At 59.1% G+C, this 25,032-nt stretch carries 29 protein-coding genes and 1 tRNA gene; 15 read left to right on the top strand and 15 right to left on the bottom strand.

Features of this window, described 5'->3' with window-relative positions; translation table 11 throughout:
* Nucleotides 1-7 precede the first annotated feature (7 nt).
* Nucleotides 8-1,288: a DNA (cytosine-5-)-methyltransferase gene (dcm, locus tag ACQKRQ_RS22705; RefSeq protein WP_427479528.1), complete on the bottom strand. Its 1,281-nt coding sequence runs from the start codon at nt 1,286-1,288 to the stop codon at nt 8-10.
* Between the two features lie 286 nt (nt 1,289-1,574).
* Nucleotides 1,575-1,901, bottom strand: coding sequence for a hypothetical protein (locus ACQKRQ_RS22710; RefSeq protein ID WP_132375504.1), 327 nt, complete (start codon nt 1,899-1,901; stop codon nt 1,575-1,577).
* Nucleotides 1,902-2,076: 175 nt separating this feature from the next.
* Here ACQKRQ_RS22710 and ACQKRQ_RS22715 point away from each other — a divergent pair, with 175 nt between their 5' ends.
* The 3 genes from ACQKRQ_RS22715 to ACQKRQ_RS22725 all read left to right on the top strand — a co-directional run bounded on the left by ACQKRQ_RS22715 (nt 2,077) and on the right by ACQKRQ_RS22725 (nt 3,623).
* Nucleotides 2,077-2,268, top strand: coding sequence for a CsbD family protein (locus tag ACQKRQ_RS22715; RefSeq protein ID WP_132375502.1), 192 nt, complete (start codon nt 2,077-2,079; stop codon nt 2,266-2,268).
* Nucleotides 2,269-2,465: 197 nt separating this feature from the next.
* Complete coding sequence (locus ACQKRQ_RS22720; RefSeq protein WP_132375501.1) at nt 2,466-2,687, top strand: hypothetical protein; 222 nt, start codon at nt 2,466-2,468, stop codon at nt 2,685-2,687.
* Nucleotides 2,688-2,915: 228 nt separating this feature from the next.
* Nucleotides 2,916-3,623, top strand: coding sequence for a glutathione S-transferase N-terminal domain-containing protein (locus tag ACQKRQ_RS22725; RefSeq protein ID WP_427479531.1), 708 nt, complete (start codon nt 2,916-2,918; stop codon nt 3,621-3,623).
* Nucleotides 3,624-3,759: 136 nt separating this feature from the next.
* On the opposite strand, the gene ACQKRQ_RS22730 is transcribed toward ACQKRQ_RS22725, so the two are convergent.
* Together ACQKRQ_RS22730 and ACQKRQ_RS22735 are read right to left on the bottom strand one after the other, a co-directional pair.
* Nucleotides 3,760-4,653: a LysR family transcriptional regulator gene (locus tag ACQKRQ_RS22730; protein ID WP_427479533.1), complete on the bottom strand. Its 894-nt coding sequence runs from the start codon at nt 4,651-4,653 to the stop codon at nt 3,760-3,762.
* 247 nt (nt 4,654-4,900) lie between these two features.
* Entirely contained in the window at nt 4,901-5,509 is a 609-nt protein-coding gene (locus ACQKRQ_RS22735) for a cysteine hydrolase family protein (RefSeq protein WP_427479534.1), read from the bottom strand.
* A 275-nt stretch (nt 5,510-5,784) separates the two neighbouring features.
* On the opposite strand from ACQKRQ_RS22735, the gene ACQKRQ_RS22740 reads away from it, so the two are divergent.
* The 4 genes from ACQKRQ_RS22740 (at nt 5,785) to ACQKRQ_RS22755 (ending at nt 9,779) form a co-directional block, all read left to right on the top strand.
* Nucleotides 5,785-6,903, top strand: coding sequence for an acyltransferase family protein (locus tag ACQKRQ_RS22740; protein WP_427479536.1), 1,119 nt, complete (start codon nt 5,785-5,787; stop codon nt 6,901-6,903).
* Nucleotides 6,904-7,065: 162 nt separating this feature from the next.
* Nucleotides 7,066-8,079 (top strand): class I SAM-dependent methyltransferase, encoded by a 1,014-nt coding sequence (locus ACQKRQ_RS22745; protein WP_408177906.1) that lies wholly within the window; start codon nt 7,066-7,068, stop codon nt 8,077-8,079.
* Between the two features lie 204 nt (nt 8,080-8,283).
* Nucleotides 8,284-8,502, top strand: a complete 219-nt coding sequence (locus tag ACQKRQ_RS22750; protein WP_408291380.1) for a hypothetical protein — start codon at nt 8,284-8,286, stop codon at nt 8,500-8,502.
* A gap of 755 nt (nt 8,503-9,257) precedes the next feature.
* The gene (locus ACQKRQ_RS22755; protein ID WP_427479538.1) at nt 9,258-9,779 is read left to right on the top strand and encodes a hypothetical protein; all 522 of its coding nucleotides are present in this window, start codon (nt 9,258-9,260) and stop codon (nt 9,777-9,779) included.
* Nucleotides 9,780-10,519: 740 nt separating this feature from the next.
* Here ACQKRQ_RS22755 and ACQKRQ_RS22760 read toward each other — a convergent pair.
* Together ACQKRQ_RS22760 and ACQKRQ_RS22765 are read right to left on the bottom strand one after the other, a co-directional pair.
* A complete protein-coding gene (locus ACQKRQ_RS22760) occupies nt 10,520-11,680 on the bottom strand; it encodes an acyltransferase family protein (protein ID WP_427479808.1) in 1,161 nt (386 codons plus the stop codon).
* Between the two features lie 574 nt (nt 11,681-12,254).
* A tRNA-Arg gene (locus ACQKRQ_RS22765) sits at nt 12,255-12,329 on the bottom strand.
* 215 nt (nt 12,330-12,544) lie between these two features.
* Between ACQKRQ_RS22765 and ACQKRQ_RS22770 the strand changes: the two genes are divergently transcribed.
* Nucleotides 12,545-13,642: a site-specific integrase gene (locus ACQKRQ_RS22770; protein WP_427479540.1), complete on the top strand. Its 1,098-nt coding sequence runs from the start codon at nt 12,545-12,547 to the stop codon at nt 13,640-13,642.
* 73 nt (nt 13,643-13,715) lie between these two features.
* On the top strand, nt 13,716-14,546 hold the full coding sequence (locus ACQKRQ_RS22775) for a hypothetical protein (protein WP_427479542.1): 831 nt from the start codon (nt 13,716-13,718) through the stop codon (nt 14,544-14,546).
* 26 nt (nt 14,547-14,572) lie between these two features.
* Here the strand turns inward: ACQKRQ_RS22775 and ACQKRQ_RS22780 are convergent, their stop codons facing one another.
* The 9 genes from ACQKRQ_RS22780 to ACQKRQ_RS22820 all read right to left on the bottom strand — a co-directional run bounded on the left by ACQKRQ_RS22780 (nt 14,573) and on the right by ACQKRQ_RS22820 (nt 18,613).
* Nucleotides 14,573-14,809, bottom strand: a complete 237-nt coding sequence (locus tag ACQKRQ_RS22780; protein WP_427479544.1) for a hypothetical protein — start codon at nt 14,807-14,809, stop codon at nt 14,573-14,575.
* Nucleotides 14,810-14,861: 52 nt separating this feature from the next.
* Entirely contained in the window at nt 14,862-15,311 is a 450-nt protein-coding gene (locus tag ACQKRQ_RS22785) for a hypothetical protein (protein ID WP_427479546.1), read from the bottom strand.
* Nucleotides 15,312-15,313: 2 nt separating this feature from the next.
* The gene (locus tag ACQKRQ_RS22790) at nt 15,314-16,195 is read right to left on the bottom strand and encodes a ParB/RepB/Spo0J family partition protein (RefSeq protein ID WP_427479548.1); all 882 of its coding nucleotides are present in this window, start codon (nt 16,193-16,195) and stop codon (nt 15,314-15,316) included.
* A complete protein-coding gene (locus tag ACQKRQ_RS22795) occupies nt 16,188-16,502 on the bottom strand; it encodes a hypothetical protein (protein ID WP_427479550.1) in 315 nt (104 codons plus the stop codon). Before ACQKRQ_RS22795 ends, ACQKRQ_RS22790 begins: the two co-directional genes overlap by 8 nt.
* The gene (locus ACQKRQ_RS22800; protein WP_427479552.1) at nt 16,492-16,737 is read right to left on the bottom strand and encodes a hypothetical protein; all 246 of its coding nucleotides are present in this window, start codon (nt 16,735-16,737) and stop codon (nt 16,492-16,494) included. The genes ACQKRQ_RS22795 and ACQKRQ_RS22800 overlap by 11 nt, the downstream gene beginning before the upstream one ends.
* Nucleotides 16,734-17,081 carry a beta-hexosaminidase gene (locus ACQKRQ_RS22805; RefSeq protein WP_427479554.1) on the bottom strand — a complete coding sequence of 116 codons (348 nt, stop codon included), beginning with the start codon at nt 17,079-17,081 and terminating at the stop codon, nt 16,734-16,736. Before ACQKRQ_RS22805 ends, ACQKRQ_RS22800 begins: the two co-directional genes overlap by 4 nt.
* A 6-nt stretch (nt 17,082-17,087) precedes the next feature.
* Complete coding sequence (locus tag ACQKRQ_RS22810) at nt 17,088-17,273, bottom strand: hypothetical protein (protein ID WP_427479556.1); 186 nt, start codon at nt 17,271-17,273, stop codon at nt 17,088-17,090.
* Nucleotides 17,274-17,298: 25 nt separating this feature from the next.
* Entirely contained in the window at nt 17,299-17,505 is a 207-nt protein-coding gene (locus ACQKRQ_RS22815; protein WP_427479558.1) for a hypothetical protein, read from the bottom strand.
* A gap of 595 nt (nt 17,506-18,100) precedes the next feature.
* Nucleotides 18,101-18,613: a helix-turn-helix domain-containing protein gene (locus ACQKRQ_RS22820; protein WP_427479560.1), complete on the bottom strand. Its 513-nt coding sequence runs from the start codon at nt 18,611-18,613 to the stop codon at nt 18,101-18,103.
* Between the two features lie 107 nt (nt 18,614-18,720).
* On the opposite strand from ACQKRQ_RS22820, the gene ACQKRQ_RS22825 reads away from it, so the two are divergent.
* The 6 genes from ACQKRQ_RS22825 (at nt 18,721) to ACQKRQ_RS22850 (ending at nt 24,831) form a co-directional block, all read left to right on the top strand.
* The gene (locus ACQKRQ_RS22825) at nt 18,721-18,948 is read left to right on the top strand and encodes a hypothetical protein (RefSeq protein ID WP_427479562.1); all 228 of its coding nucleotides are present in this window, start codon (nt 18,721-18,723) and stop codon (nt 18,946-18,948) included.
* A 285-nt stretch (nt 18,949-19,233) separates the two neighbouring features.
* Nucleotides 19,234-19,575 (top strand): phage regulatory CII family protein, encoded by a 342-nt coding sequence (locus tag ACQKRQ_RS22830; protein WP_427479563.1) that lies wholly within the window; start codon nt 19,234-19,236, stop codon nt 19,573-19,575.
* An 86-nt stretch (nt 19,576-19,661) separates the two neighbouring features.
* On the top strand, nt 19,662-19,952 hold the full coding sequence (locus tag ACQKRQ_RS22835) for a hypothetical protein (protein ID WP_427479565.1): 291 nt from the start codon (nt 19,662-19,664) through the stop codon (nt 19,950-19,952).
* Between the two features lie 162 nt (nt 19,953-20,114).
* Entirely contained in the window at nt 20,115-22,805 is a 2,691-nt protein-coding gene (locus ACQKRQ_RS22840; RefSeq protein ID WP_427479567.1) for a VapE domain-containing protein, read from the top strand.
* A gap of 247 nt (nt 22,806-23,052) precedes the next feature.
* The gene (locus ACQKRQ_RS22845) at nt 23,053-23,829 is read left to right on the top strand and encodes a hypothetical protein (protein ID WP_427479810.1); all 777 of its coding nucleotides are present in this window, start codon (nt 23,053-23,055) and stop codon (nt 23,827-23,829) included.
* Nucleotides 23,830-24,075: 246 nt separating this feature from the next.
* Nucleotides 24,076-24,831: a hypothetical protein gene (locus ACQKRQ_RS22850; RefSeq protein ID WP_427479569.1), complete on the top strand. Its 756-nt coding sequence runs from the start codon at nt 24,076-24,078 to the stop codon at nt 24,829-24,831.
* Nucleotides 24,832-25,032 lie beyond the last annotated feature (201 nt).

Here is a 25,032-nt window from a genome sequence, read left to right on the forward strand (position 1 = left end):
TGACCGCTCACGCGTAAAGCGAGAGCGTTTGCTTCGAACCATGGCGCGTCTCCTCGGCGAGCAGGGTTTGCACATGCGGCAGCATGATGCGCGCCACTTCGCGCATCACCGGCATCACGACGCTGTTGCCGAATTGCCGGTAGGCCTGCGTGTCGCTTACCGGGATCCGGAAGGTATCGGGAAATCCCATCAGCCGCGCGCATTCACGTGGCGTGAGGCGGCGCGGACGCAGTGCCTCGCCTTGATAGATCAGGATCTCGGAGCCGTCCTTGTGATAGCGCGCCGACAGCGTGCGCGTCACGCTGTTCGGATAGGCCATGCCGAAGCCGAAACCGTTGCCTGCCGCTCGATGCTTCTCCGCGTAGTTTTGCAGATAGGTCCAGAGGTTCGGCGTGAGCGTGTACTTGGGCTGGACGCGCCGGCCCGTGTGATCGAAGAAGCGGTCCTCGTCCCACGGCAGCACCGGTTCACTGCCGTCCGTGCGATGCAGGATCGAGCCGAGGCGCGGGCCGTCTGCCGGCAGATGCAGGTCGTCCCAGGAGAACGAAGTCTTGCCGCGAAAGCCGACGATGATGATCCGTTCCCGATGCTGCGGCGTGAAATGCTGGCCGTCGACCACGCGATAGTGCACTTCGTAGCCGAGTTCGTCGCGCAGGGTTTGCAGGATCACGTCGAAGGTGCGGCCCTTGTCGTGCGAGAGCAGGTTCTTCACGTTCTCCAGCAGGAACGCGGCGGGGCGTTTCGCCGCGATGATCCGCGCGACGTCGAAAAAGAGCGTGCCCTGGGTCGTGCATTCGAAACCGTGCGGCCGGCCCAGCGCGTTCTTCTTGCTCACGCCGGCGATCGAAAACGGCTGGCACGGGAAGCCGCCGAGCAGCACGTCGTGGCTCGGCACGTCTTCAGCCGGAAACGAGACGATGTCGCCGATCAGCGCATGCTCGCCGCCGCCAGGGTAATTCTCGCGATAGGTCTTGGTCGAAAAGTCGTTCCACTCGCTCGTAAAGACGCAGTCGCCGCCATGCGCCTCGAAGCCCATGCGAATCCCGCCGATGCCGGCGAACAGATCGATGAAGCGGAACTGGGCGTCGCCGCCCGCGCTGCGTTTGGCCCGCGCGCGGTTTTGCAGCAGATCGCGCAAGGCCGGTTCCAGCATCGCCGGGCACTGCGTTTCGCCTTTTTCCCAGCGGCGCACCGTCTTGATGTCCTTGCCGACGTGCGCGGCGATTTCGCGTTGAGTGAAGCGGGCGCGCGCTTGCTTGAGCAGTGCGAGCGGTGCGGCGAGGGTCACGGGTGTCCTTGCTGGGAATTTTTGCGGACATTATGACCTAAGGTCGTCCCATTTCCCTATTTTTTGCGCAGCTTGGGCAGAAAATATCAAGGTTCGGCACACCGGAGACAGGGGAAGTCCACGGCTAAATGTGGCTGTCACAGTTGCGCGTGTACGCTTCTGGCGTGACGCGAATTCCCCGCGTTGCGACGTGTTGAGGCCGCGACGTGTTTCGCGGCCTTTTTTTAACTCGTCCAAAGGGGCTGCCGCCGGCCCGGGAAGGGCCGGGGTTCAGGCTCGCAGCGCGTCAGACCGGGTGGCTGGCGTTGGCCGGATAGGGCGGTGGGAACAGGGCGGCGGTGGCAGGCGCCAATGCGTCCCAGGCCAGTTGAGGTTCGGCTTCGTACTGATCGAGCTGGAGCAGGAGGCTGTCGACCGTGCACAGTTGCGCGTGGGACAGGTTGCCGGCGTCGAGCAGCTGGTACAGACGCTTGCGCCAATACGCGGCCGGCAGGATCGGGCCGCCCAGGTCGCCGTGTAAAGACGGCCGCATCACACGCGCAATATGCGCGATGTCCCGGTCGATCAATGCGGCCTGGGATGATCCCGAAAGCGTAATGAGTGTGCGGTCCATGGCTCCTCCTTGGCACCTTTACGGCAGGCAGAGGCGGGACTTTAGGCCTTTCTGAAAATATTTTTACGCGACGCGCACTGGAGAAACGAGGCCGTGCGCAGGCACGGGCACACCCGTTGCTGAGTACGGATACTGGCGTAATGTCGCGCCGGCATTCCAAATAGTGGAGCCGAACATGAACAAGGACCAGGTGAAGGGTGTGACTGAGCAGGTCAAGGGCAAGGTCAACGAAGCGGTCGGCAAGGCCACGAACAATCCGGGCAAGGAACTGAAGGGCGATCTGCAACAAGGCGCGGGCAAGGTGCAGAAGGCCTATGGCGACGCGAAGGAAGACGCCAAGGACAACGCCAAGCGCAACGCGCCGTAATTCGGCTTGCGACGGGTTCGACGGAAGAGGCGCTTCGGCGCCTTTTCCTTTTTTTGCCGACGCTTTTGCGTCGCGCAATGGCCTTTTTCGACCGATGGCGGATTTTGCCTGGGAGTAACCCGGGATTGGCGTCGAGAGCATTCCGCACGCGGTGCGCCGCCTTTAGACTTGGCGCATCCAACACGGAGACGGCGCCCATGACACCCGAAAAAATTCTTTCGATGTTCGAACGGCAATACCTCGAGGGCAAAACGCCCGTCGACCTGGAACAGACCTGCGCGAGCTTCGCCAGTTGGCTGGCGGCGGCTTGGGAACTGCTCGACGGCGAGCAGAAGACGCTGTTGCTGACGGTCGGCGCGTCCTTGTGGCGCGATGGTTATAACCTGCGCGCCGGCACGGCGACCAAGGATTTGTGGTGAGCGCGGGCTAGCGTGCGCGTTTTGCGTTCGCGGGCCACTCTGGTTACACGTCGACAGTAAAACCTTGCGTGCCGATCGGAGCGTCGGGCCGCGCGCGCACGCGTTGCGCCGAGTCGGTTTATATTTGGCGATCTTGCGTTGGGATCTTCGCTGCCGGTCGTCCGGTCGGCTGCCAGGGCCCGATTCTCTTTTCAAGCCGCCACTTTCGCACAAGGGTTACACCGCCACATGACCGAACTATCCGCTTTTCCGATCACGAAGAAATGGCCTGCCGAGCATCCGGACCGAATTCAGCTCTACTCGCTGCCCACGCCCAATGGCGTGAAGGTGTCGATCATGCTCGAAGAAACGGGTTTGCCGTACGAGCCGCATCTCGTGCGCTTCGATGCCAACGATCAGATGACGCCGGAGTTTCTGTCGCTCAATCCGAACAACAAGATTCCGGCGATCATCGATCCGAACGGGCCTGACGGCAAGCCGCTGCCGCTGTTCGAATCCGGCGCGATCCTGATTTATCTAGCGGACAAGAGCGGCCGGTTCATTCCGCAGGATGCCGTCGGCCGCTATGAAGCGATCCAGTGGGTGATGTTCCAGATGGGCGGCATCGGGCCGATGTTCGGCCAGGTGGGTTTCTTCCACAAGTTCGCCGGCAAGGAGTACGACGACAAGCGTCCGCGCGATCGCTATATCGGCGAATCGAAACGGCTGCTCGGCGTGTTGGATCGGCAACTCGAAGGACGTGACTGGATTCTGGGCGATACGTATTCGATTGCCGATATCGCCACGTTTCCTTGGGTGCGTAATCTGATCGGCTTCTATGAAGCGGGCGATCTCGTCGGCATTCAGGACTTCCCGAACGTGACGCGCGCACTGGCTGCGTTCGTCGCGCGACCGGCCGTGGCGAAGGGACTGGATATTCCGAAGCGTCCGTCGTAATCGATTCAGGCGGCCGGGCGGCGAGTTTCGCCGGCCGGCCGTCGTTCACCTTGGACCCGACGCGCTTTCTGCGTGGATCTTGGGTTGTCTCTCGCTCCTCTATTTGCGTTCGCTCGACGCTGCGTCGAGCGCATCGTCATCGTCCGCGATAGTGCTCAGCCATGTGATCGACGAACGCCCGTACCTTGGGCGCCACATAACGCGTTTGCGGATACAGCGCGTAGTAGTGGCGGCTTCCGAGCGTGTAGCCTGGCAAGACTTGAACGAGACGGCCGCTTCCGATGTCTGTCTGAACCGTCTGCCACGTGAAGGCGGCAATACCCGCGCCCGCGAGCACCGCGGAGTAGAGCGCAGTGATAGCGTCCGTTCTCAACCGGCTGCGCGGCAAGACATGGATTGGCGCGCGTTGTTCGGACGTCAGCACCCATTCTGTCGGTTCGAGCGCGCCGGTAAAAGACAGTAACTCGTGTTCGGCGACTTGCCCGGCTGTGTGTGGGAGTCCGTGTCGAGCCAGATAGGTCGGCGATGCAACCAGCACGACGTCCGAGACGGCCAAGGTCCTCGCAACCAGCGTCGTGTCCGCCAATGGTCCGCTGATGCGCAGCGCTACGTCGAAGCCCTCTGCAACGAGGTCGACGAACTGATCGCTGCACGATAGCTCTAGTTGGATGTCGGGATAACGCTTCTGGAACGCCGGAAGCCAGTCAGCCAGTTCCAGTGTGCCGATGGCAAGCGGCGCGGTGACGCGCAGCAAGCCGGCCGCCTGTTGATGTTCGTCCGCCATGGCCTGCGCCGCTGCTTCCACGCGATCGAGAATATCGACGCTGGCCCTGTAGTAGCGCTCACCCGCGGCCGTCAGCGTAAAGCGCCGCGTGTTACGGTTGAGCAACTGAACACCGAGCGAAACCTCGAGTTGCTTCAATTGACGCGACACGCTCGAATGCGTGGTGTCGAGCCGTTCGGCCGCAGCCGAAAATCCCTGCGCTTCGACGATGAAGCGGAAGGCGCGCATTGCAAGCAACTGGTCCATGGGCGAGATTGGCGCTACGTGGCGTCACCACGAAGGTGAATCGGGCCAATGCTTAGCGCAGCGGTAAGTGAATGATTTCCGACGTGCTCATCACGTCGCCAAACGTAGCTTCGATTCGGCCGGTGACGCACGATGCCGAGCCGCCCGATGCTACCACGACGTCGTCGTAGCCACTAACGAGCACGGTGCTCGACAATCAGTAGGACGCCGGAATATCCGAATGGCATGATGAGCTTCGTGCCGATTATCAGGCGGCCAACGACAGGACGTCGCTCGTGCTCATCACCGAGCCGAACGCATCCGCGATTTCAGCCAGGGCCGACAGATGCAGCGTGGCGTGCGCAACGCGCAACTCACTGTCGACGACGATGTCGCGGGTCGCGCATGCGTCGGCGGCCACGACAACTTCAAAGCCTGCCGGCACCGCGTCTCGCGCGGCACCGGCTACACAGGCGTGCGTCATGAGGCCACCCATGACGAGATGCGTGATGCCATCGTCTTTTAGCGTACGCGCGAGATCCGTGCTGGCAAACACGCTCACGGAGCTTTTCTCGACGACGCGATGGGCGGGCTTCGGTTGCATGTCCGCGTGAAATTCCACTTGCCGGCTATCGGCGGCAAACAGAGGCGAGCCGGCCGGTGCAACGTGCTGCACGTGGACGACGTGCCACCCATGGTGGTCAGCGCATTCGACAAGCTGGCGCGCGTTTTGCAGCGCCGCCGCGCCATCGGGAATGGGCAGCGAGCCTGTGAAATATTCGTTCTGAAAGTCGATCAACAGCAACGCGGTGGCGCGAGCCGGCAGCGAAGCGGGCGGGCAGGCACCGAGGATGCTACGAAGTGTGCGGCTGGACATGGTTCTTTTCGGCAGTGGTTGGAGAGGAACCGAGTCTAAGGCGGGCGAAGCGCCGCAACAACGCTGTGGGCTGGACAAAGTTTGTGCGTGACTTGCACAGTGTGACGCCGCCACAGCGGCCTTCTCGTGCGACGACGACCATCGCGTGTGCGGCCATAGGGTATTAGGCGACTCGTGGAACTGTCGTAGCCTGATCCTTACCAAACATCTCGAGAAACTATCGACTGTCACCATCCGCGTAGTGGGATATTCGCGACGCGTTCCCGGAATAGGCAATGAATCAACCTCAGCACGTCCGGATTGCTGGCCTCGACGGCTTACGCGCACTTTCCGTCATTGCGGTATTTCTTGCGCATACCGGTCTTGCCGGCGTTGTGGGGGGCGGGTATGTCGGTGTCGATGTATTTTTCGTCTTGAGCGGCTACCTGATCACGAACCTGCTCGTAGCCGAACACTTGCGCACCGGCCGGATCGATTTGCCGGCGTTTTATTGGCGGCGCGCCCGGCGGCTTTATCCGGCTCTATTGCTGATGCTTGCAGGCGTCAGTGTTTATTGTCTGATATTTCCTGCCCCGTTGAGATTGAGTCTGGAAGTCCTGCCGGCTTTCTTCTATGTGATGAATTGGGTGCGTGCGTTCGAGATCTACGATGCGCATCTCACCGGACATACATGGACCCTCGCGATCGAGGAGCAGTTTTACCTCGTCTGGCCGCTGATCCTGCTGGGCGTGTTGAAATTTTGGCCACGGCGCATCCTGATCGCGGTTGCGCTTCTCACGGTCGCGGTGATTGGGTGGCGTTCGTTTCTGATGTCGCATGACTTCCCGGTGGTCCGCGTTTATTGTGGTTTCGATACTCACTCCGACGGTCTTCTGATCGGCGCATTGCTGGCAGTGGTGCCTCGCCGCTGGACCTCCTGGGCCGGCAAGTTGTGGCCGGTTGCTGCTGCCTATCTCTGTTTCGTGCTGCTGAGCGAGACCGGCGTCGAGTTTTCGTTGCAGGTGTTGGGTTATCCGCTGACACCGTTAGCCGCAGCCCTCATCATTGCGAAGGTCGTGACGGATCAGCGTTCCACGTTGGTTCGGGTGCTCAATATCGCGCCGCTGGTGGGACTAGGGCGAGTTTCGTACGGCTTTTACCTGTGGCACTACGTTGTCCTGCAGTCGATGCTCTACGGCGGGCATGACACGATGGGCGCATTTTTCGGTGGCTTCTCCCACCCGGATATCGCCATGGTGACGATCACTTTCGTCATATCGATGGCACTGACCCTGTTCTCGTGGTTCGTCGTCGAAAAACCGGCAATGAGATTGCGGTTCCCGTGGCGGCGACGCGGTGGCGACCCGAACCGAAGCCGCTGCGCGAGATACGCGACCGACGAAAACGGCCAATAGCTTAAGGGGCGACGTTTGCCGCGTCTGCGACACTTAATAGTCGGGGGCGTAACCATCAATTTGTTTAGTTTTCGTGTCAGGCGATAGTTAATTGATTTGTTCGGCTGCCGTGCAAGACATGGTAAGTTGCACGGTGCCAGTCCCCACGTCGAGAGGTAGTTCATGAATCTGGTCACGACGCTGCGCCGCGGACATCTTCTGAAACATGCCAATCTGTCGGGAGTCGGTCTCGAGATAGGGCCGTACGATCAGCCAACCGTCTTCAAGTCGGAAGCGGATGTGCGATATCTGGACTGGAAAGATAAAGAGCAACTGGTTCGAGAGTGCACGCACCCGGACATGATCGTGGACATACCCGAAATCGATTACGTGGTTCATTCGAACCGGTACGGCGACTACATCAGCGATAAGTTCGACTACATAATCGCGAATCATGTGATGGAACACGCGCCCAACATGATTCAATGGCTGTCGGACTTATGCGACATGATGCAGCCGGGCGGAATCCTGTTTCTCGCCTTGCCCGACAAGAAGTTCAGTTTCGACAAGTATAGGCAAGACACGGCGCTGAGCCATTTCGTGGCCGAGTATCTGGCGGGCGTCGAGGAAATCCCGCGCGAACATCAAATCGAATGCGAGATCTATTACGACGAAGCATTCGTCAACAAGCCGATGCACGTGGCCGACAAGCTGGATATGAACCGTATCCGGCAGAAGCTGCAGGCGCCTCCGCATGTCGGTATTCATAGCCACGTTTTCGAGAGCGGCACGATCGTGTCCAAGGTCTTGAAGCCGATCCTGAAGATGGGTTTCGTGGAATTCAATCTCGTCGACTTCGTGCCTGCGCGCGGAGAAACCGGCGGAGAGATGATCATTGTTTTTCGCAAGGAACCTCCTCGCGTTGAGCTTACGACCGAGGAGTTCTACGGCACTCCGGTGGGTACGGAGAGGGCGGTGAGCATGAGCGCTGACCCGGCTGAGCGGCTCGCCGAAGCCGAACAAGCTCTTGCGGAAATGCGAGCCAAGGTCGCAGTGATGCAAGAGGAGATCGCATCACGGACTTCGACGATCAGAGAACTCGAGTCGTCGACCTCCTGGCGAATCACGGCGCCGCTGCGTGCCGCTGTGACGAAGCTTCGCGGGCTCGGTGCGAGGGGGCGGAACGTATCGTATTGAGTGCGCGCGTCGAAGCGGCTATGTACCCCGGTGTGTCTGGCCGCCGCGTCGCAAGAGATGCGGATAGTCGCTTTGGGGTCAAGGCGGCAGGGTGAACAGGCAATTTCGTGAAAAATGCTCCAGCATCGAGGCACAGCTGACACGGCCGCACCGCTTCTTTGTATGATATTCGGCAGATGCCCTTCACCATTTGTCGGAGACCCCATGAAACCGATCAAATTGCGTGTGCCGCGCGAGGAAGCCGCCGACCTGCCGGACGATCTCACCGCATGGGCGAGCCTCTCTGGCGTTGATCCGGGACTGACTGTGTTGGGCGAGCCCGGGTCCACGACCGACAGTAGCTCACCGGTTCTGTACCAGGTCTACGTGAGCCAAAGCTTCTTCGAGCAATTCCCGGAATGGCGGATGTATATCGAGCAGTAGTCGATCACGGCTCGGTAAGCGTTTTTGAAAACATCATATGAAATCCCTGGTTATATTCATCGACAGGTTTCTGTAAGATAATGGCTCACGTCAGCGCCCCGAGCGCGGTGTGTGTGTTTTGAGCCGCAGCGTTGCCTGCGGCTTTTTTTTGCTCAGCCTTTCTGAACCAGGTGGTAGTTTCCCTGGTGGCTCACCTTGGGGCATGGCGGTTGCGCGATGTTGGCTGCATACGCGGACCATCGCGTCAGGAGATTGATCATGGTTTGCCAAACCTATGCTCCGTATCGCGGGTTCAGAATCGACGTTCAGGTCACGACCGGGAAGACGTTGTGTTTGCACAATGTCGGACGCCGGTACAAGGTGTCCTGGACTATCAGTTCGTCGAGTCAACCTGTACAAAAGGTTGCAAGTTTTCCAGAGCAACTGGAATTCATCTCTGAGCAGGATGCGTTCAGATATGCGGAGAAGCGAGCGCATACGTTTATAGACTGTATGCACTCGGGAAACGCCGTCGAGCATACGGTATATGGCACCGTGCACGGTCCATTTGCAGATATATCGGCACACGCGACGCCCAAACCCTGACGCGCGCGAGGTCGGAGCCACACTGCGCATAGCTCGCACACCGCCTCCAGCCATTGCGCTTACCGCGATACTTCAGAACTCTAGCAAAAGTGCCGATACTGAAGCCGTAGAAGAATGTCGTCACACAAATTAAGTCGGCCTGGATGCCGGCAAATGCTGCGGGTGATGGGATGCTGAAAATATCGTGTGTGGTGCTCGCGGCTGCACTTGCGTTGCCGCTTACGTCCGAGTCGGCACCAATCGGTGATTGGATCACTGGCGCGACCGATGATGGTCAACTCTTCGCCGGTTCGGTAAACGATAGCGGCGGAATATTGATGAAAGCGTGCAGACCTTCAGAAGGAGTCTGCTACTGGTATCTCATGACAGCCACCAACTGCGAGAAAGGGGTGACCTCGCCAGCCCTGTTTTCTACATCCCTTGGCGCCATTCCTTTTCAACTCACCTGCGACACGTCGATCACGCAAAGTGGCCGCCCCATGTTCCGCGCGCAGATTGGCAACCCGGACGCGATGGATTCGCTGCTTGACTCTACTATGCCTCTCGGGATTGCCGTCGCCCTGCAGGATGGCAGATTCGCCGTCTACCGCTTCTCCATGTCGGGAGCCAAGCAGGCAGTTTCAATTCTGATGCAGGGCGCGGCCAAGCTTAGCAATTCGAATCGGCAGGGCACGCGGGATTCTGCTCTCTAGTCTCGAACTGCCAAGAATCATTTAGCCAACCGAACAGGCCGGCACGCTTAGCGCCCGTGGCCGCCGCCGTGGCCCCCACCATGTCCACCGCCGCGGCCACCTTCCCAGTGTCCTCGCCCGTAGCCGTGGTCCCAACCGCCATGGTGGTAATCCCCGTGATGGTAACCGCCGCCGCCTCCAGCCCAGACGTTGATGCTGCCGTAGCCGTATGCGGGTACATAGTCGGGCCCGTATCCGGGATCGGCGTACCCGTAGCCAGCCGGATATGCGACGCAACCCGACAGAGCGGCAGCCAAACTGGTAACTGCGATAAGCCTGAGCATGTTGCACCTCCTTAAAAGATCAGAGTGGGGGTGCAGAACGAAGTTCGGCCCGAATTGTGTCCGCAGGTTACTGGCGCGCCGAGAACGCTACTTTGAGCGCAACAGACGCGCCGCGCAGATCTGATGGATGCCACAACCCGCCGGCGATTTATAGTCGAGCATCCAGCCACCGACAAGGAGCGGCAGCAACGGCCGCTCTCTGGTGAGGCTGTACGTTTCCATCACCTGCGGCGCCAACTCAGCCGCTATCTGCCGAGCGCGATGCGTTCCTGTCAATCCAAACGCGCTCCGTTCGCCTGGCCAGCAATTGCTATTGATTTTTGACGCACGCCATGAAAATTTCTACAAAACATTCACGCCTGCAATGCGATTAGATCTCTTGCTCTCGGCGCTTCCGAATGATTGGCCTGCTATGGATTAGGCTATTACATTGCGCCGTGCCGTGAGGCGCGACCAGACTAGCCTCTGAGCGGGGATCTCGATCAGATGGTGGGCTACCGCTGCGACCGCAATGGCCGCCAGCCAATACGCGATTGCCTTGGTGGAAATCGAATAGCTTGGCGTCATGTAGCCGTGGTCTTCCGCGTACCGCAATACGAGTTGATGAACCATGTATAAGGCAAAGCTGATCTCGCCTAGGTAAATGAGTGGTCGCGCATTTAAAAGGCGAGACAAGATGCCTTTTTCAAGCGCGAAAACGGCTATTAGCAAAGCGAACACAATGGCCGCTCCGCAGTTTGATAGCCAGATAGCAACAGGCTTGTTGGGATGGAAAGGTAGGTCGGAGACGAATTTGAGATCTGCGGCCCACACCGCCGACACTGCGATCAATGCGACGCCAATTTCAATCACGCTCGCTGGCCAGCCGGTTTTGATGGCTTGCCCCAGTTTCTCCCGCAGTTGATAGGCAGCGATGCCCATCATAAATTCGCTCAGTCTGGTGATCGGTGAAATGTACGCGGACCACAACATCAACGGGCGTCCCATGTTCTTAAAGGCAAGCAGCATTGCGGCGGTAAGAAGCACGGTGCCCGCGAGCTTGACGGCCCAAGTGGTGTTCGCTCGCCAAATCAGTAGCGGGAAGACCGCATAAAAGAACGCCTCATCGGACAGGCTCCATGAAACCCCGTTCAACGAGAAATAGTCGTTGATGTTCCATGACCAGGCATGCAGCAGCAGAACATTGAGCGCCGCTGCCGCGCCCGCAATAGAACCGCCTTCAAAGTGAATCAGCCATGCGGCTGCCGCAGCGCCAGCAAGGTGCAGGGGCCAAATTCTGGCGAACCGTTTCAGATAAAAGGAGCGAAGGTCATTCTTTGATGTGATCGTTCTGTGGGTATGGGCGAGAATATAACCAGACAGAACGAAGAAAAGGGATACCGCCTGCGTGAGCGCAAGATGGTTCGCGAGGCCGAAATAGCCGAACTCTCTGCGAGTATGAAAAACGACCACCATGGCGGCAGCAAAGAATCGCAACGATGTCAGCGAATGGATTTTTTCTGCTTTCACTGGTAAGGCCTCGAAAGATTGCGAGATATTACCAGCGTCACGGCAGATGGCGTCAGAACGATACGTCATCGTCGACACATCTGCGCCCTCCCAGATAACGGGCGAGTGAACCGCATCATCGCTCGGTGGCACGCCTATGTGCATCCAAAGGTTAATTCGGCTCCTGAGGCGTCCACCCGCGAACACCATGCGTCTGCATGCCGACCTGACGTCAGTATGCAAATGCCCTGTGCGATGCCCAGCGATCCTCAGGCTTTCGACTAGCCGTCTATGCGAAAGGCGTATCCAGCGTCCGACGTCCAGCATCTTCCTTTGACTCAATTGGCGCGCAGTCATCCATTCCTGCGAACAGATCTCCGGCGTCATTGAGACGTTCTGCGGATCTCCGTTCGTCGTCATACTGCGGATCGTTTTCGCAGAGGTACGGGCGCAATCCATCCAACGTAGGGAGTGTTGAGCAAGTTTTGCATGGTCTCGCTCGAGGCGGCTGTTTAGATACCAACCCTGCGCGAACCACAGCACGACTGCCAACGAATCTGGATTGTGTTGGGCAAACGTGGGCACTGATGACAGCAAAAAATCCCCACAGCGCAAGGCATACGGGGCTTTTATGGGCAAACTTGGGTGGTGCTGGGAAGCTAGTTGGTCCCCCTGACAGGAATCGAACCTGTATCTAGCGCTTAGGAGGCACTTGTTCTATCCATTGAACTACAGGGAGATGGATATTTGCAATGGGACGACCGAGCCCTTGCTGCTATTGGCTCAAGCCTTGTCCCGTGGGCGTTTCCGGCTTTTGTGCTTCTTCCTAAATGAAGCGCCGTGACAGCCCGTGAACCCCAGTTTATAGCAGTCTCTGCTACACTTTTGCTACAAATCGTCCCTGTAGCACCCAAAAATGATCTGGCACTGCTACAGTTTTCGAGCGGGGAAAACATGGCTTCAATCCTGCCAGTCGGCAGTCGCTGGCGTGCCCAGGTACGCAGGCGAGGGCAGAGTATAGCAAAAACGTTCAAAACCAAAGGCGCCGCCGAAGCCTGGGCGCGGGAAAAAGAAGTCGAGATCGACAAGGGACAGAACGCCGTTGATGCGGCAACTGTGACGGTCGGCGACCTCGTCAAAAAGTATCGCGAGGCGCGAGCCGAATCTGATCGGGCCGTCAAAGCGAAATCGAACGAGTACTACATCCTGCAGCGGCTGGAGGATGCTTTTCAAAGTCACTTTGCCTCACGGCTCACGACCCAGCAGATCGTCAAGTTTGCCCAGGATCGCAGGAAGGCCGGCGCTGGCGGTTATACGGTCGACATGGATATCTCCAAGCTGGGAACCGTGCTGCGTCACACGGCGTCACTGCTTGGCCTGACGCTACCCGATGCAATCGGCGCAGCCCGGCCAACGCTTCACCATCTGCGACTGATCGATGCCGGCGGCAAGCGGGATCGCCGACCGACGCCGGAAGAAATCGAAAAGATATTCGCGTGGTTTGCCGAGCATCCGGAGCGTCAGCAGGCTATGCCCGATCTGTTGCGCGTCGCCATGCAGTGCGCGTTCCGCCGGGGTGAGCTGTTCAACCTGCGCTGGGATGACATCGACGCCGAGAACCACCTCGCGCTCGTGCGCGATCGCAAGCATCCCCGACAGAAGGTCGGCAACAACGAGTGGATACCGCTGATCGGTGACTCGTTCGAGGTCATCATGCGGCAGCCGCGCTATCCGGTGCCGCCGGAATACGCTGAGAAGCGCAAGGCCGATCCGACGACGCCGCCGCACAAGAACGAATACATTTTCCGGTTCGACAAGGGAACCGCGAGCAAGTACTTCAAGCAGGCGTGCGACGCCAAGGGCATCGTCGATCTGCATTTTCACGACCTGCGTCACGAAGCAACGAGTGCCCTGTTCGAAGCGGGCTGGCAGATTCCCGAAGTGGCCGCCGTGACGGGGCACAAGGACTGGCGCAACCTGAAGCGGTACACGAATCTTGACCCGGCTCAGGTTGCAAGGAAAGGGCGGTTAAAATTGGTTAAGGTCGCATAGTTGTTATCGGGGAATCTGCATTTGCCGCTGCCTGTATGCCGCAACCGGGGTCTTTCCAACACAGAAAAACACCATGACAGAAGAAACAGAAGAAAAGCCGTTTGGCATGGAAGAGGTCGTAAAGATCGTCGGTTTAGCTGCATCGCTAAGTTTGCCGGCGTCATTTCTCTTTGATTGGGGATTCTATGGCGGTGTGGGACTTCCGCTAAGGCAGGTGCCGACTTCGCTCCTCGATCACGCAAACAGCGCGGTGTTCTGGTTTCCGATTGCGATTCTGATGGGCTGCGGGATGACTGCTGCGCAGATGCTGCTGGTCAGATTTACGAGCGAAATGGGGCCCGTGCTGAAACCCGTTGAGAAAGAGACCGTCGATATTGCGGTCCTCTGGCGAAATGTCCGCAAGCGCGGTCGCAGAGTCTTTATAACTATTTTCGCTATCGGTGCCGCATTTATTGCCGCATACATTGCTCTGGGAGACGGCGCCTTTATCTGTTTGATCGGCGGCATCTCTTTCTTGTGGATAGCATTCGCAGTGTGGAGCGTTGTGCATCCTGGCGGTTTGCGGCAATGGTCTGCGCAGGTAATTATTATGGTCGCGTTTGTCCCTCCTGGTGCCCTCGCGCTTTGGGGAATAGGAGACGTGGCGGGCATGGCAGTGCATTTCGCGCCTCTCTCCACCCGGATTGCGGTTACGGGCTCGCCGCCACAGAATGTTGCGGTGATTCGATACTTGGATAAGGGGCTTCTTGCGCGGACCAAGGAAGGGAGCGCGAAGTTTTTTCAGTGGTCCGTAATCACCAATATGGAAACTCCGTCGAAATTTCATGAGAACGATGGAGTCTTGTGCAGTTGGCTTCATCGGTGTTACAGGGATCTTCCTGACCAGTTCAAAAATATGCAGTGAGCGCTAGTGCGAAAGTCACTGCCGGCTTAGCATATGGCTGCCTCACGTTTTGCTTTCTCTGACATCCGATCAAGGTATTCGGCGACAGCGTCGTAGGCCGCGTAACGGGCAGCGCCTTCCTTATACGTCGGAATCGGAAACGTCTCGGCGCTAACCTGATTGCGGATCGTCCCCTCGGACATGGCGAGCAGCGTCGCGAGTTGGCCCATCGTGAGGCGAGGGCCGAATTTATCGAGAATGTAGGCGCGAGTAAGTAGGCTCATTTGTTTGCGCTCCCTGCGTGAATAAATGCTGCGTCTTGTTGCATGGCGATTCTCACATGGACGGATGCAGTGCGCGATCGAGCTGCATCAAACCGGTTTCAATGGACAGGCGAGCCTGTTCGGCCCACGTGCGTGCTTCCTGCGCGGCTTTGTGCCGGCTATAGCTGCCCAGTTCGTCGCGCATGAGGTCGAGCAACTCGATGTCGGCGCCAAGCGCGATGCCCTCAACCAACTGACGGACCTCGAGGCGAAGGGCTGCTATCCGCGCGAGGGTGGCCAGTCGGAAATCCGACTGGCCTTCCTTCGTCGGGATTGGTTTGCGCCGCGAGAGCGGCGTCTCGTCCTTCTGGATCGCTTTGGCGGGCGAGAGCCCGCTGCTGTTGACATCGTCGTTCGATGTACGCGCCGGGACGGCGCCAGCGCGGAGATACCGTGAGCGTTTGTCCGCTGGTTCCCGCTTGCGCGGCAGCGGACGTGGGGTAGAAATGGCCGGGCGAACCATCTTCAAACCCCTCGCTTCGTATCAAGTAGATCCTTCAGGGGCAGCAGGGCGGTGTGAACTCCTACGACGGTCTGCTTTTCCAATTGACCGAACGCGGGGTCATTGAGCACAGCCTGTAGCGCCTGTAAAAGTAACTTTGCTTGCACGTCACTGATTTTGCGGGAAACTGGCTTTGCCAGCGCCTTCTTGGTGACTTTGACTTTCCCGCTAGCCTTCACCTGTGCTGCTGCGTTCGAGAGGCGCTCAAGTGCCTTCTCGCCGCCATGCGTCCGGATTTCCTCGATCGCGAGCGTCGACGCCACAATCTTGTCACGGACGAGCTTATGGAGTGCGGCCGGTGCCTGGGCGAGCAGCAGGACGTCGCGGATCGTTTGGTCCGTGATGTTTAGCCGCCTGCAGATCGTGGCATTGGACTCGCCGAGCTCCTGCAGCTCAACGACCTTCTCCGCCAGTTGCAACGGCGTCAGCTTCTCGCCATCGTTGTTGGTGATGCCGGAATAGATTAGGTTGACGCGATTGACGGACTTCGCCTCGTCGATAACGATCGGAAGGCGGTCAATCTCGGCGCCTTCCTTGATGGCCATCAGTGCCGCGTGATAACGATGCTGCCCCTCGTACACAAAGATGCGGTCTTGGCCGCCGACCTTGCGTACGAAACAGCCAAGCGGCTTTTTACGGTCGTACCCGTTTGCCGCTATCAAGCTGGCCAAGTGACGAACCCGCTCCATATCCAGCGGGCGGACGTTGTCGCGCGGATCGTAGTGGATCTCGCCAGGCGGGACAGTCCAGAGGTCCGACGATCCACCGCCGGCGGCCTTAACCGCTGCCTTGGTGTTGCCGGTGACAATCATTGCGTCGAGAACGAGCGGGCTGGTCTTAGGCATGATTCGCCTCCAGCGTGGACGGGATGCCGCCTGCATCGGCGAACGTTGCATCCGGCGCATAGTGAAACAGCGTGCCGTCAAACGGAGCGACGGTTACGCCGGCAAGCCAGTAAACGAGGCGTTCGTCGGAGCGCCGGATAGCCTGCCGCACGACAGTGGCTCGCACAAGCATGTGCAACTCGAGACGGAGTGCCTGTTGATCGGCGTGCGGCAATGCGGCCTCAACATTGTCGATTGTGAGCGGGCCAGTCTGGCCAGCAAAAAGGGCGATCAACGCTTTGCAGATCGGGGAGAGGTCAGTTGGCATGTTGTCTCCGGAGGCGACCGTAAAGGGTGGCGCTCAGGAACGGCCGGGCAAAGCACATTGCGCAGAACAATGCGATAGCCACGACGATGAGCTTGCCGGAGTAAACGCCAGCGAACAGCCAGAGCACGGTGTCTGCGAGACCGAACAGATAGCCGATATGGCGTCGCCGAACTTGGCCAGTGAGAAACCACGCAGTGCTGCACGTGGTGATGGCGATGAGAAGGGCAAAGATCACGCGGCCTCCTTCACTCGCATCGCGCGTGGCTTGCGGCTTTTCGCTTGGGCGATTGTCGTTGCGGCAATCGACTCGGCCTTTTTGCGGCGATTTCTTTTGATCGCCGTCGCGCAGTCGTCTTCATTCGGATACGAGATCGACGTGCCGACGACGGCCGTGCCGTCGAGGATCATGTAAAGCGTGTGCACGCTGTTGGCAAGCGGCCGCCGTGCGACGACATACTTTCCGACTATGACCGACGTCGTCGCGCGCGGCGCCATCGGGTCGTAATGAACAATCGAACGCAGTCCGATGGTGTCTCGCCGCGTCAGCTCCGGCGGAGCGTTGAGATTCATTCTTTGCATGTGGCGTTATTCCGTTTCGCCAGCGGCAAGACGCTTGCCGTCCAGCGTGTTTTGCTCAGGTAGCGTGCGTTTCTTGCGTAGCTCGGCACAATTGGCAAGGCAGATGCGCAGCGCTGGATTGGTGATCGAGTCGAGGGCGGAGCCGCGCAGATGGCAGAGGCGGTGTTCCCGTGCAATGTCGGCATCTGTCACGGGAAGCCGCCGAGTCATCGCGCGGTTAAACCGTCAACCGAATCGGCGGCTGGGCCAGCGCTTGCGGAGGCGAGGCCGGCACGTTAATGACGGTCACGATGACTGCAGCAACGAAGACGCTGCGCCACGCGACAGACTTCTCAAAGTCACTTTGCGCCGGGGTCCGGTCGCCTTGCATTTCGGAAAGCCACGCGCGGCGGCCTTCTCCAGCTTCGTCCGGTAAGGATTCCATGCGATCTCCATCAGTTCGGCGCGTCGGGATGACGTGCCTTTAATCTGAGTATCCCCAAAAGGATATTGCATGTCAATCCCCGTAGGGATATCCGAGTCCGGAACAGCCTTGCCGTGAAGTTTCCGGCGTTACGCCCGCACTGAAAATACCCGCGTCGGGATTTTCCTATCCGGCTGGATCACCTCGTCGCAGTAGCCAGCTAACGGACAGTTGGCCGGCAATCATTAGTAGGCAATCCAGCCACGCAATGTCATTGATGTAAGTGGCCGCCATAAAGGAAACAGACACAAGCGGGGCAAGCATTGCAATGCCTCGCTGGGTGCGGCTTCGGCGGCCAGGCGCTGCGGCGTGAAATCGCAGAATTGCTGAGAGTCGGTCGAGGGAATCAGCTACGGGAGTCGAGAAGTCTCGCTCGATACCTTTTGTGGAATATTCCACCGTCCCGTCGGGGAGAACTATGGCCAGGGCATAGGCGACGGGAGCTGTGGAATCGTTGGCGCACGTGAGTCCGGTTAGGGTCTCGCGCACGGCGCGTTGGCGAGAGGCGACGTTGTATGCGTCAGATGATGCGGCTGAATCGGGAAAGCGGAGAACTTTACCTGACGCGTTTGTTGCCTCGATGCCCCGGAGTGGCTTGGTCGTGGTTTTCATTAATGCTCAACGAGTCTTTGGAAGTTGGACGTTGAGCGGCGCGACGGATGCGATCTTCTTGGTCTTTGGGTTGAGTCAGCTTTTGAGAAATCGAAAGTGTGTCGTTGCTCGTCAGGTCGGGCTGGGCCATGACGAAGTCAATGTAACTTTGGATTTTTGCCCGCTCGGTTGCGGGCAGTTTCGCGAACCGCTCTTGGTCGATCTGCAGATCTGGCACCGCTTCCGGATCGTCAAGCAAACGTCCGGGCGCAACGCCGATAGCGGTTGCCAGGGCTGCCACGATACCTATCTGCGTATCTACATTGCCCGCTAAAACTCGCGCTACGGAACTCTGCGAGATACCGGCTCGGCTGGCCAGCTTTGTTTGTGTGTCGACAGCCGCGTTCCTGCTCATGTGAGCTCTCACGTTCTCTGCCAACACTTCCCTGATTGGTTTCCTTTTCATGAGGCCAATCATGCCTAATACGGATACCCTTCGCGGGATAATTAAGCCGAAGTGTCTTCTTGAGGAAATATCCCGTAGAGGATATGATTGCGTCGTACTCACTGTTTTGGAACTGAAAAATGCCACAGGAAAAAATGCTTGATGCCGTCCTGCGGAAGTTGGATGAGACACGCGGCACGTGGCCGCACATTTCCGATCGGAGCGGTGTGCCTTACCAAACGCTCACCAAGATAGCTTGCCGCATCCATGTCGATCCTCGCGTGTCTACGGTGCAGACCTTGTTTGATTACTTCGCGAGTCGTCCTGAGCAAGCGGCAGTTGTCGACGGCGCTCCGGCAGCGCATTGACCTTCTCTTGAGCATGGGGTCGGCGGTGATGTGGTGAGCTTGCATAGTACGAGCGCCTGGCAACGGTAAACAGCATGAAAAGGCGCATCGACCAAGACATCGGGGATTCAAATGACCTGCAGATATAGCGGTACGGACTGGCTTGACGTTCTTTACACGTCGGTACGCGGTACGCCGGGTGGCGTAGCAGATGCAGCGGCTTTCCTGACCAATCGTCGCGGCAAGAGCATCGGTACCGAATCACTGCGCCTTCGTTTGCGCGGTGAAGGCGAGAACCGCCTCTCGATGGAAATGTTCGAGCTGCTTGTTGAGTGGATGGAAGAAAAGCGTCAGCCACAGTGCTTTGAGGCGATTCATGCACTCAATGCGCGTTTCGGATTGCGTGCGACTGAGGCAACCGACCAGGATGCGGCGGACAACGTCGACGCGGTCGCGCTCGGCGCACTCGATTTCGCGCGGCAATCGGGTGTTGTCGCCGGTGAAGTACGTACCGCACTCGCTGACGGCGTTATCACGCCGCAGGAGGTCGATGCGATCGCCGTAGCCGCACGCGCGAATCAACGCTTACTTGACCGACTCCTGCGCACCGTGCAGGCCGTTAGCAGGTTGGGTCGCCGTCAAGCATGAGGTTTTGTCCTGGAATGTCATGCTGCAACCCGCACCGTGAGCGGGTCGAACTGTCCTGCGATGTGAACCAGCAACTCGCGTGCGGAATGTCCGCGCTCCAGTGGACGGCTGACCGCGATCCGGACCACACGCCGCAGTTTCTGGCGTCGCTCATCAATTCCTTCCCCAATGACCTCGCGCTGATTCGCCAGGCGGCGTTACGCGCGGCGGTTGTTCCCCTGTTCGTTGAACGGACCGCAGTGGCCTGTGCGGCATTGAAGACCAAAACTGAGCGACACGACTTCAGGCGTCAACTGGAGGGAGGGCTCGCGCCTGCCGATCTGGAACGCTTCGATCAGCTCATGTCCGCCGAATGGCGCCGCCTTCGCGGCAAGTAATCAGGGAGACCTCAAAGTGACTTTGCGCGGTGCGAGTTCATCTCTTCGCCGTAGTAACCCATCTTTCGGACGTTCTCCGTCCGGTCTACAGATGTACGCCGCCGGCCGTGCCGCGTGGCGTGCGTTTTCTCATCAATGCGAACGCCAGAGGAGGATCAACGAATGTCTTCGTTAGAGCAGATCATTCAGCAGCTCGAGGCTGATGGTCATCCGAAGCTGCCTGACGGCCACCCGATTGCTGATGGCAAACCCTATCGGTATGGGACTGGCAAGAAATATTGGTACTCGCTTCACCAGATCGAGCGCGCGGGCAAGGTCCTCGGTTACACCGGAGCATTCGGGCGCTGGTCCGGCAATGACAACGGCGCTCAGGCTTTCCAGTGGCACGGCGAGGCATTGACGCCGGAAGACGTCAGGGCTGCCCGGCAACGTCAGCAGGCTGCCGATCGTGCCGAAGCCGAGAAGAAGGTACATGCCGCGAAACTTGCCGCGAATCGCGCGCGGGATCAATGGCAAAGGGCAAGTGACGACGGGACTTCGGGATATCTCGACCGAAAGCAGATCACGCCAGAGGGCGTGCGCTTCGATTCTGAAGGTACGGTGCTGGTGCCAATGTTCCAGTACGCCGACAGCATCCGTCTCGTCGGGCTGCAGAAGATTACGCCCGATGGCGCGAAGCGTTTCAACAAGGGCATGGAGAAGAAAGGCGCCGCGTACCTGCTCGGCGAGCTTGGCGCCGACGACAAGGTCGCCATGATTGCGGAAGGGTATGCAACCGGCCGCTCGATCCGGATGGCGACCGACGAGGCTATTCCGCTGTCGATCTGCTTCGATGCCGGCGGCATTCTGTCCGCAGCGCGTTACCTACGTGACACGTACCCCGATCTGCATGTGCTGATCTGTGCCGATGACGACTGGAAGATCGAACAGCGGTTGCGGGAGTGCCTCGTCGGCGAGTTTGGCTATAGCGGTGAGTTAGCAATCGGCGGCGACGCGGTGCGCATTGAAACAAAGAACACTTGGTACACGATGCGCGCGGTGTTCAAGCGCGACGATCACGGCGTGGGCTATATCGAGCTGTCTTACGGCAATGATGTTTCGCCGGAGCGGCGCAAGCGGTTCGAGAATGCGGGCCTGAAATGTGCGTATGAGGCCGTTGCGGACGTCGGTAATGCGAGCGTTGTGTTTCCACGCTTTGCCGACCGCGGTGACCGTAAGCTCACCGATTTCAACGATCTGCATTGCGAGGAAGGCATCGATCTCGTGCGGCAGCAGATCCAGTCCGCGCTGCTCGCTGCATTAGCGCCGGCCGCACAGGAGATCCCGCTGGGTGCCCTCATGCAGGATCAGGATCTGGCACGCGACCCTCTATACGACAGGGCGGTCGCGATTGTGCGCGCAGCCTCGCGTGCGTCGGTGTCGCTCGTGCAGCGTGAGCTGCGCATCGGTTTCAATCGCGCGGCCCGGCTGATGGAACGCATGGCCGCTGACGGCATCGTTTCGGACGAAAGCCCGAACGGTACGCGCTCGGTGATCGGGGCCGCCAATGCGGAGTGCGCGACGTCCGCTGGCGCTGCGACGGATGACGGGGGCGATCATGAAGTCGAGAACGGTGCTCACACGTGGGAGCGCGATCTCGTGCGAAGCGACAAAGGTAACTTGTTGCCCACGCTTGGCAACGTGCACCTGATTCTGTCGAATCACAAGGCATGGCGGGACGTCATCGCGCAGGACGATTTCGCGGGCCGCGTGGTGAAGCGCAAAACGCCACCGTTTCCGCAGGGCGAGGTCGGCGAATGGTCGGACATGGACGATATCCGATGCGTGCTGTGGTTGTCGCAGAAATACGGGATCTCAGTTCGGCAGGACATCGTGATGAACGCGGTGTTGCTTGTCGCGGACGCGACGCATTTTCACGACGTGCGCGAATACCTCGAGCGCGTTGTTTGGGATGGCGTGGAACGTGTGCGTACGTGGGCGACTACCTATATGAAGGTGGCCGATAGCGAGTATGTGAGACTGGCCGGCACGAAGTGGCTTATCGCGGCGGTCGCCCGCGTGATGCGACCTGGCTGCAAGGCGGACAACGTGCTGATTCTGGAGGGCAAGCAGGGCTGGTACAAATCTACGGCACTGGAAGTGATCGCGGGCAAACCGTGGTACACGAACTCACCGATTCGCATCGGCGACAAAGACACTTACGCCGTGATGGCGGGCAAGTGGATCATCGAGCTGGCTGAGCTGGATTCGCTCAACAAAAGCGATTCGTCGGCCGCCAAGAGCTTTTTCGCAACCGAGACAGACCGGTTTCGCAACTTCTACGGTAAGCGCGCAACGGACGTGCACCGGCAGGGCGTGTTCGCCGGCTCGGTCAACTTCGACACGTACCTCAAGGACGAATCGGGAAACCGACGCTACTGGCCCCTTCGTGTTAGCGGTCCTATCCATATCGATGCGCTTCGCCGCGACCGTGACCAGTTGTGGGCAGAAGCTGTCCAACTGTACCGGCAGGGTGTCATCTGGCACGTGACCGAGACAGAGAAGCCCCTGTTTGAGATCGAGCAGACCGAGCGGTACGAGGGCGACGTGTACGAAGACAAAATCGCCAAGTATCTCGAACTCGTCAACCGCGTAACGATGGAAGAGATTCTTGGAGAGTGTCTGAAGCTCGACACATCCAAGTGGACGCTGCCCGAACAGCGGCGCATTGGCAAGGCGCTGAAGTCACTCGGGTGGGTGCGCAAGCGGGAGTCGACGGGCCGGCGTGGCTGGTACTACGTGCAGGAAGAGGAACCGTTGACGCCTGTCGTCGAGCTTGCAACGGAAGGGGCTGACGATGACGCACCACTCTGAGTTTACGCGCACATGGCGCGCTAGCCGCCCGGCTGCGGCGCGCTTTCGCGCCAGCTTTGGCGCGCTGTGGAGCGGTTCCGAATGCGTCCCATGTCCCAACGTCCCAAGGGGCTGCCTTGCGTGTGTGTGCGTACGAGCGACATGTGCGACGTGAGGGGGCGCATGTCGCGGGTGCATGCACACCCACAAGCCTTTTCTATTGGGACGTTGGGACATTGGGACATTGGGACAATAGACGGAGTTAATGATGATCGACCTGAAAGAGCAAGCCGGGGTGGCGATGAACGTTCGCGGTCAGTTCTCTGACCCGATTGTTGATCCGAAAGTAACTTTGGGTGCATTGGCGTTCGCCAATGATCTGGGCCGCGCCCTGGTGCGAATGAAGTGCGGGCAGGACGTTCGTCCGGATGCGGTTCGACGTGCAACGTTGCTGCTTGCCCAGATGATCCGGCGATCCGGAAAATTCAACCGCGGTAAGTTCACCGGCCTTGACGCTGAAGCAAAGCGTGATCGCCGTGCGGGTCAGAAGGTGGAGCGCTCAAAGGTCGATATCGTCGAGCGGTTCGCACTGTGTCTCCTTGTTGAGTGGGTCAACGACCAATGCCCACGTTGCGATGGGCGTGGGGCAATTGGTCGTACGCCAAAGCCGCAACCGGTATCGAGTGTCTGCCCGGACTGCAAGGGTGCAAGGGTCGTGTGCGTTTCTGAAGAGCGTATTCCGTTTGCAGCAAGTCGAAGTGGCCGTGGACCGCTCGTCTATCGGGAACTCGAGGCATGTACAAAATGTCTGGGGCGTGGGACGGTGCTGACCGTGCCGAAGAAAAGCGACAGCCGTCAGATCTGCCCGTGTTGCAGCGGAGACGGTCGCCGGCCGATTGATGAGTCAGCGCGCGCCCATGCGTTAGGCGTGTCGCTTCCCATCTATCGACGTTACTGGGCCGCGCATTTTTGCTCGATGCTTGCAGTGCTGGATCATGTCGATGCGCGTGTGGTCGACACCATGCGCGCGCAACTTCGTCCATGAAATTCTTGCAAACCAAGATTCGATGGCATATATTTCGGCCATCCTTTACCGAGTCACTGGATAGATGGAGCGCCCGCCAACTCGTGGCGCAACCTTTTCCCATCAGCCACAGAGTATTGCGCGAGCGGCGCAACCAAAAAGATCAATCGGCTGCTGGGGTGTGTGGGGAGACGTTCGTCCCCACAAAACGTGAATATCAAAGCCCTGAGTGCGAAAGCCTCGGGGCTTTTGCATTTGGGAGTCGCTATGTCGCGTGGCTCGTTTCAGATCAGGATCGACGCCAGCTCGCTGGTGCAGGGCATCGACAATAACGTGCAGCGTCAGTTGCCGTATATCCAGGCGACCGCTCTGAACAACACGGCGAAGCAGGCGCAGTCGGCACTGAAAGCTGCGATGCCGCAGTACTTCGATAGACCAACGCCGTACACGTTGAGCTCGACGCGCATCACGTACGCAACCAGAGCAAAGCCGGTCGCGACGGTCGGCTACAAAGACGACTCGTTCAAGGGGACGCCGGCAACGAAATACCTGCTGCCCGAGGTGGACGGCGGCACGCGAAACGTGAAGCGCATCGAGTCGTTACTGCGGGGGAAAGGTCTTCTGCCGTACGACATGTACGTTGTGCCGGGCAGTGCGGCGCAGTTGGACCGGTATGGCAACTTCAGCCGTGGGCAGTATTCGAAGATCCTCGCGCAACTGCAGGCTTCGCGTGATCGAACGCAGAACGAAACGAAAGCGTCGCGCGCCCGAAAGCGGCGCAACCCGTCGACCGATGTCCGCTACTTTGTTGGGCGGCCCGGCGGTGGCCGCATGCCTCTCGGTGTGTGGGCTCGCTACCAGTTTGCGCACGGCTACGCAGTCAAGCCGGTGCTGCTGTTTGTCAAAGCGCCGCGTTACGCCGCGCGTTTCCCGTTCGACCAGATCGTGGCCGACGTGGTCGACGCAAACCTCAGCGCGAACGTCGCTGCTGCGTTCGCGCTGGCCGCGTCGACGTCGCGATAGGCGCGGTGGATGGCTGAGGGGATAGGGTGGTCCTATGCGGAGCGACAGCTCATAGCCCGCAAATGGGTCCTTCCTGGATATCAGTCAATGCGGGTAATTCGAGCCCCATCACACGCGCCGTCAAAGCAACTTTTCAGGGTAGCCACTCAGGTAGCCGGGTAGCCACTCCAGGTAGCCACCCGGATTCTTCGGGCCTTTGAA

This window comes from Paraburkholderia sp. NPDC080076 (assembly GCF_050281145.1).
GTDB lineage: Bacteria > Pseudomonadota > Gammaproteobacteria > Burkholderiales > Burkholderiaceae > Paraburkholderia.

Excerpts from the sequence above, each read along its gene's own strand:
- ACQKRQ_RS22710 (WP_132375504.1), bottom strand. The coding sequence starts at position 1,901 with ATGGACCGCACACTCATTACGCTTTCGGGATCATCCCAGGCCGCATTG.
- ACQKRQ_RS22715 (WP_132375502.1), top strand. The coding sequence starts at position 2,077 with ATGAACAAGGACCAGGTGAAGGGTGTGACTGAGCAGGTCAAGGGCAAG.
- ACQKRQ_RS22720 (WP_132375501.1), top strand. The coding sequence starts at position 2,466 with ATGACACCCGAAAAAATTCTTTCGATGTTCGAACGGCAATACCTCGAG.
- ACQKRQ_RS22725 (WP_427479531.1), top strand. The coding sequence starts at position 2,916 with ATGACCGAACTATCCGCTTTTCCGATCACGAAGAAATGGCCTGCCGAG.
- ACQKRQ_RS22730 (WP_427479533.1), bottom strand. The coding sequence starts at position 4,653 with ATGGACCAGTTGCTTGCAATGCGCGCCTTCCGCTTCATCGTCGAAGCG.
- ACQKRQ_RS22735 (WP_427479534.1), bottom strand. The coding sequence starts at position 5,509 with ATGTCCAGCCGCACACTTCGTAGCATCCTCGGTGCCTGCCCGCCCGCT.
- ACQKRQ_RS22740 (WP_427479536.1), top strand. The coding sequence starts at position 5,785 with ATGAATCAACCTCAGCACGTCCGGATTGCTGGCCTCGACGGCTTACGC.
- ACQKRQ_RS22745 (WP_408177906.1), top strand. The coding sequence starts at position 7,066 with ATGAATCTGGTCACGACGCTGCGCCGCGGACATCTTCTGAAACATGCC.
- ACQKRQ_RS22750 (WP_408291380.1), top strand. The coding sequence starts at position 8,284 with ATGAAACCGATCAAATTGCGTGTGCCGCGCGAGGAAGCCGCCGACCTG.
- ACQKRQ_RS22755 (WP_427479538.1), top strand. The coding sequence starts at position 9,258 with ATGCTGAAAATATCGTGTGTGGTGCTCGCGGCTGCACTTGCGTTGCCG.
- ACQKRQ_RS22760 (WP_427479808.1), bottom strand. The coding sequence starts at position 11,680 with ATGACGTATCGTTCTGACGCCATCTGCCGTGACGCTGGTAATATCTCG.
- ACQKRQ_RS22770 (WP_427479540.1), top strand. The coding sequence starts at position 12,545 with ATGGCTTCAATCCTGCCAGTCGGCAGTCGCTGGCGTGCCCAGGTACGC.
- ACQKRQ_RS22775 (WP_427479542.1), top strand. The coding sequence starts at position 13,716 with ATGACAGAAGAAACAGAAGAAAAGCCGTTTGGCATGGAAGAGGTCGTA.
- ACQKRQ_RS22780 (WP_427479544.1), bottom strand. The coding sequence starts at position 14,809 with ATGAGCCTACTTACTCGCGCCTACATTCTCGATAAATTCGGCCCTCGC.
- ACQKRQ_RS22785 (WP_427479546.1), bottom strand. The coding sequence starts at position 15,311 with ATGGTTCGCCCGGCCATTTCTACCCCACGTCCGCTGCCGCGCAAGCGG.
- ACQKRQ_RS22790 (WP_427479548.1), bottom strand. The coding sequence starts at position 16,195 with ATGCCTAAGACCAGCCCGCTCGTTCTCGACGCAATGATTGTCACCGGC.
- ACQKRQ_RS22795 (WP_427479550.1), bottom strand. The coding sequence starts at position 16,502 with ATGCCAACTGACCTCTCCCCGATCTGCAAAGCGTTGATCGCCCTTTTT.
- ACQKRQ_RS22805 (WP_427479554.1), bottom strand. The coding sequence starts at position 17,081 with ATGCAAAGAATGAATCTCAACGCTCCGCCGGAGCTGACGCGGCGAGAC.
- ACQKRQ_RS22815 (WP_427479558.1), bottom strand. The coding sequence starts at position 17,505 with ATGGAATCCTTACCGGACGAAGCTGGAGAAGGCCGCCGCGCGTGGCTT.
- ACQKRQ_RS22820 (WP_427479560.1), bottom strand. The coding sequence starts at position 18,613 with ATGATTGGCCTCATGAAAAGGAAACCAATCAGGGAAGTGTTGGCAGAG.
- ACQKRQ_RS22825 (WP_427479562.1), top strand. The coding sequence starts at position 18,721 with ATGCCACAGGAAAAAATGCTTGATGCCGTCCTGCGGAAGTTGGATGAG.
- ACQKRQ_RS22830 (WP_427479563.1), top strand. The coding sequence starts at position 19,234 with ATGGAAATGTTCGAGCTGCTTGTTGAGTGGATGGAAGAAAAGCGTCAG.
- ACQKRQ_RS22835 (WP_427479565.1), top strand. The coding sequence starts at position 19,662 with ATGTCCGCGCTCCAGTGGACGGCTGACCGCGATCCGGACCACACGCCG.
- ACQKRQ_RS22840 (WP_427479567.1), top strand. The coding sequence starts at position 20,115 with ATGTCTTCGTTAGAGCAGATCATTCAGCAGCTCGAGGCTGATGGTCAT.
- ACQKRQ_RS22845 (WP_427479810.1), top strand. The coding sequence starts at position 23,053 with ATGATCGACCTGAAAGAGCAAGCCGGGGTGGCGATGAACGTTCGCGGT.
- ACQKRQ_RS22850 (WP_427479569.1), top strand. The coding sequence starts at position 24,076 with ATGTCGCGTGGCTCGTTTCAGATCAGGATCGACGCCAGCTCGCTGGTG.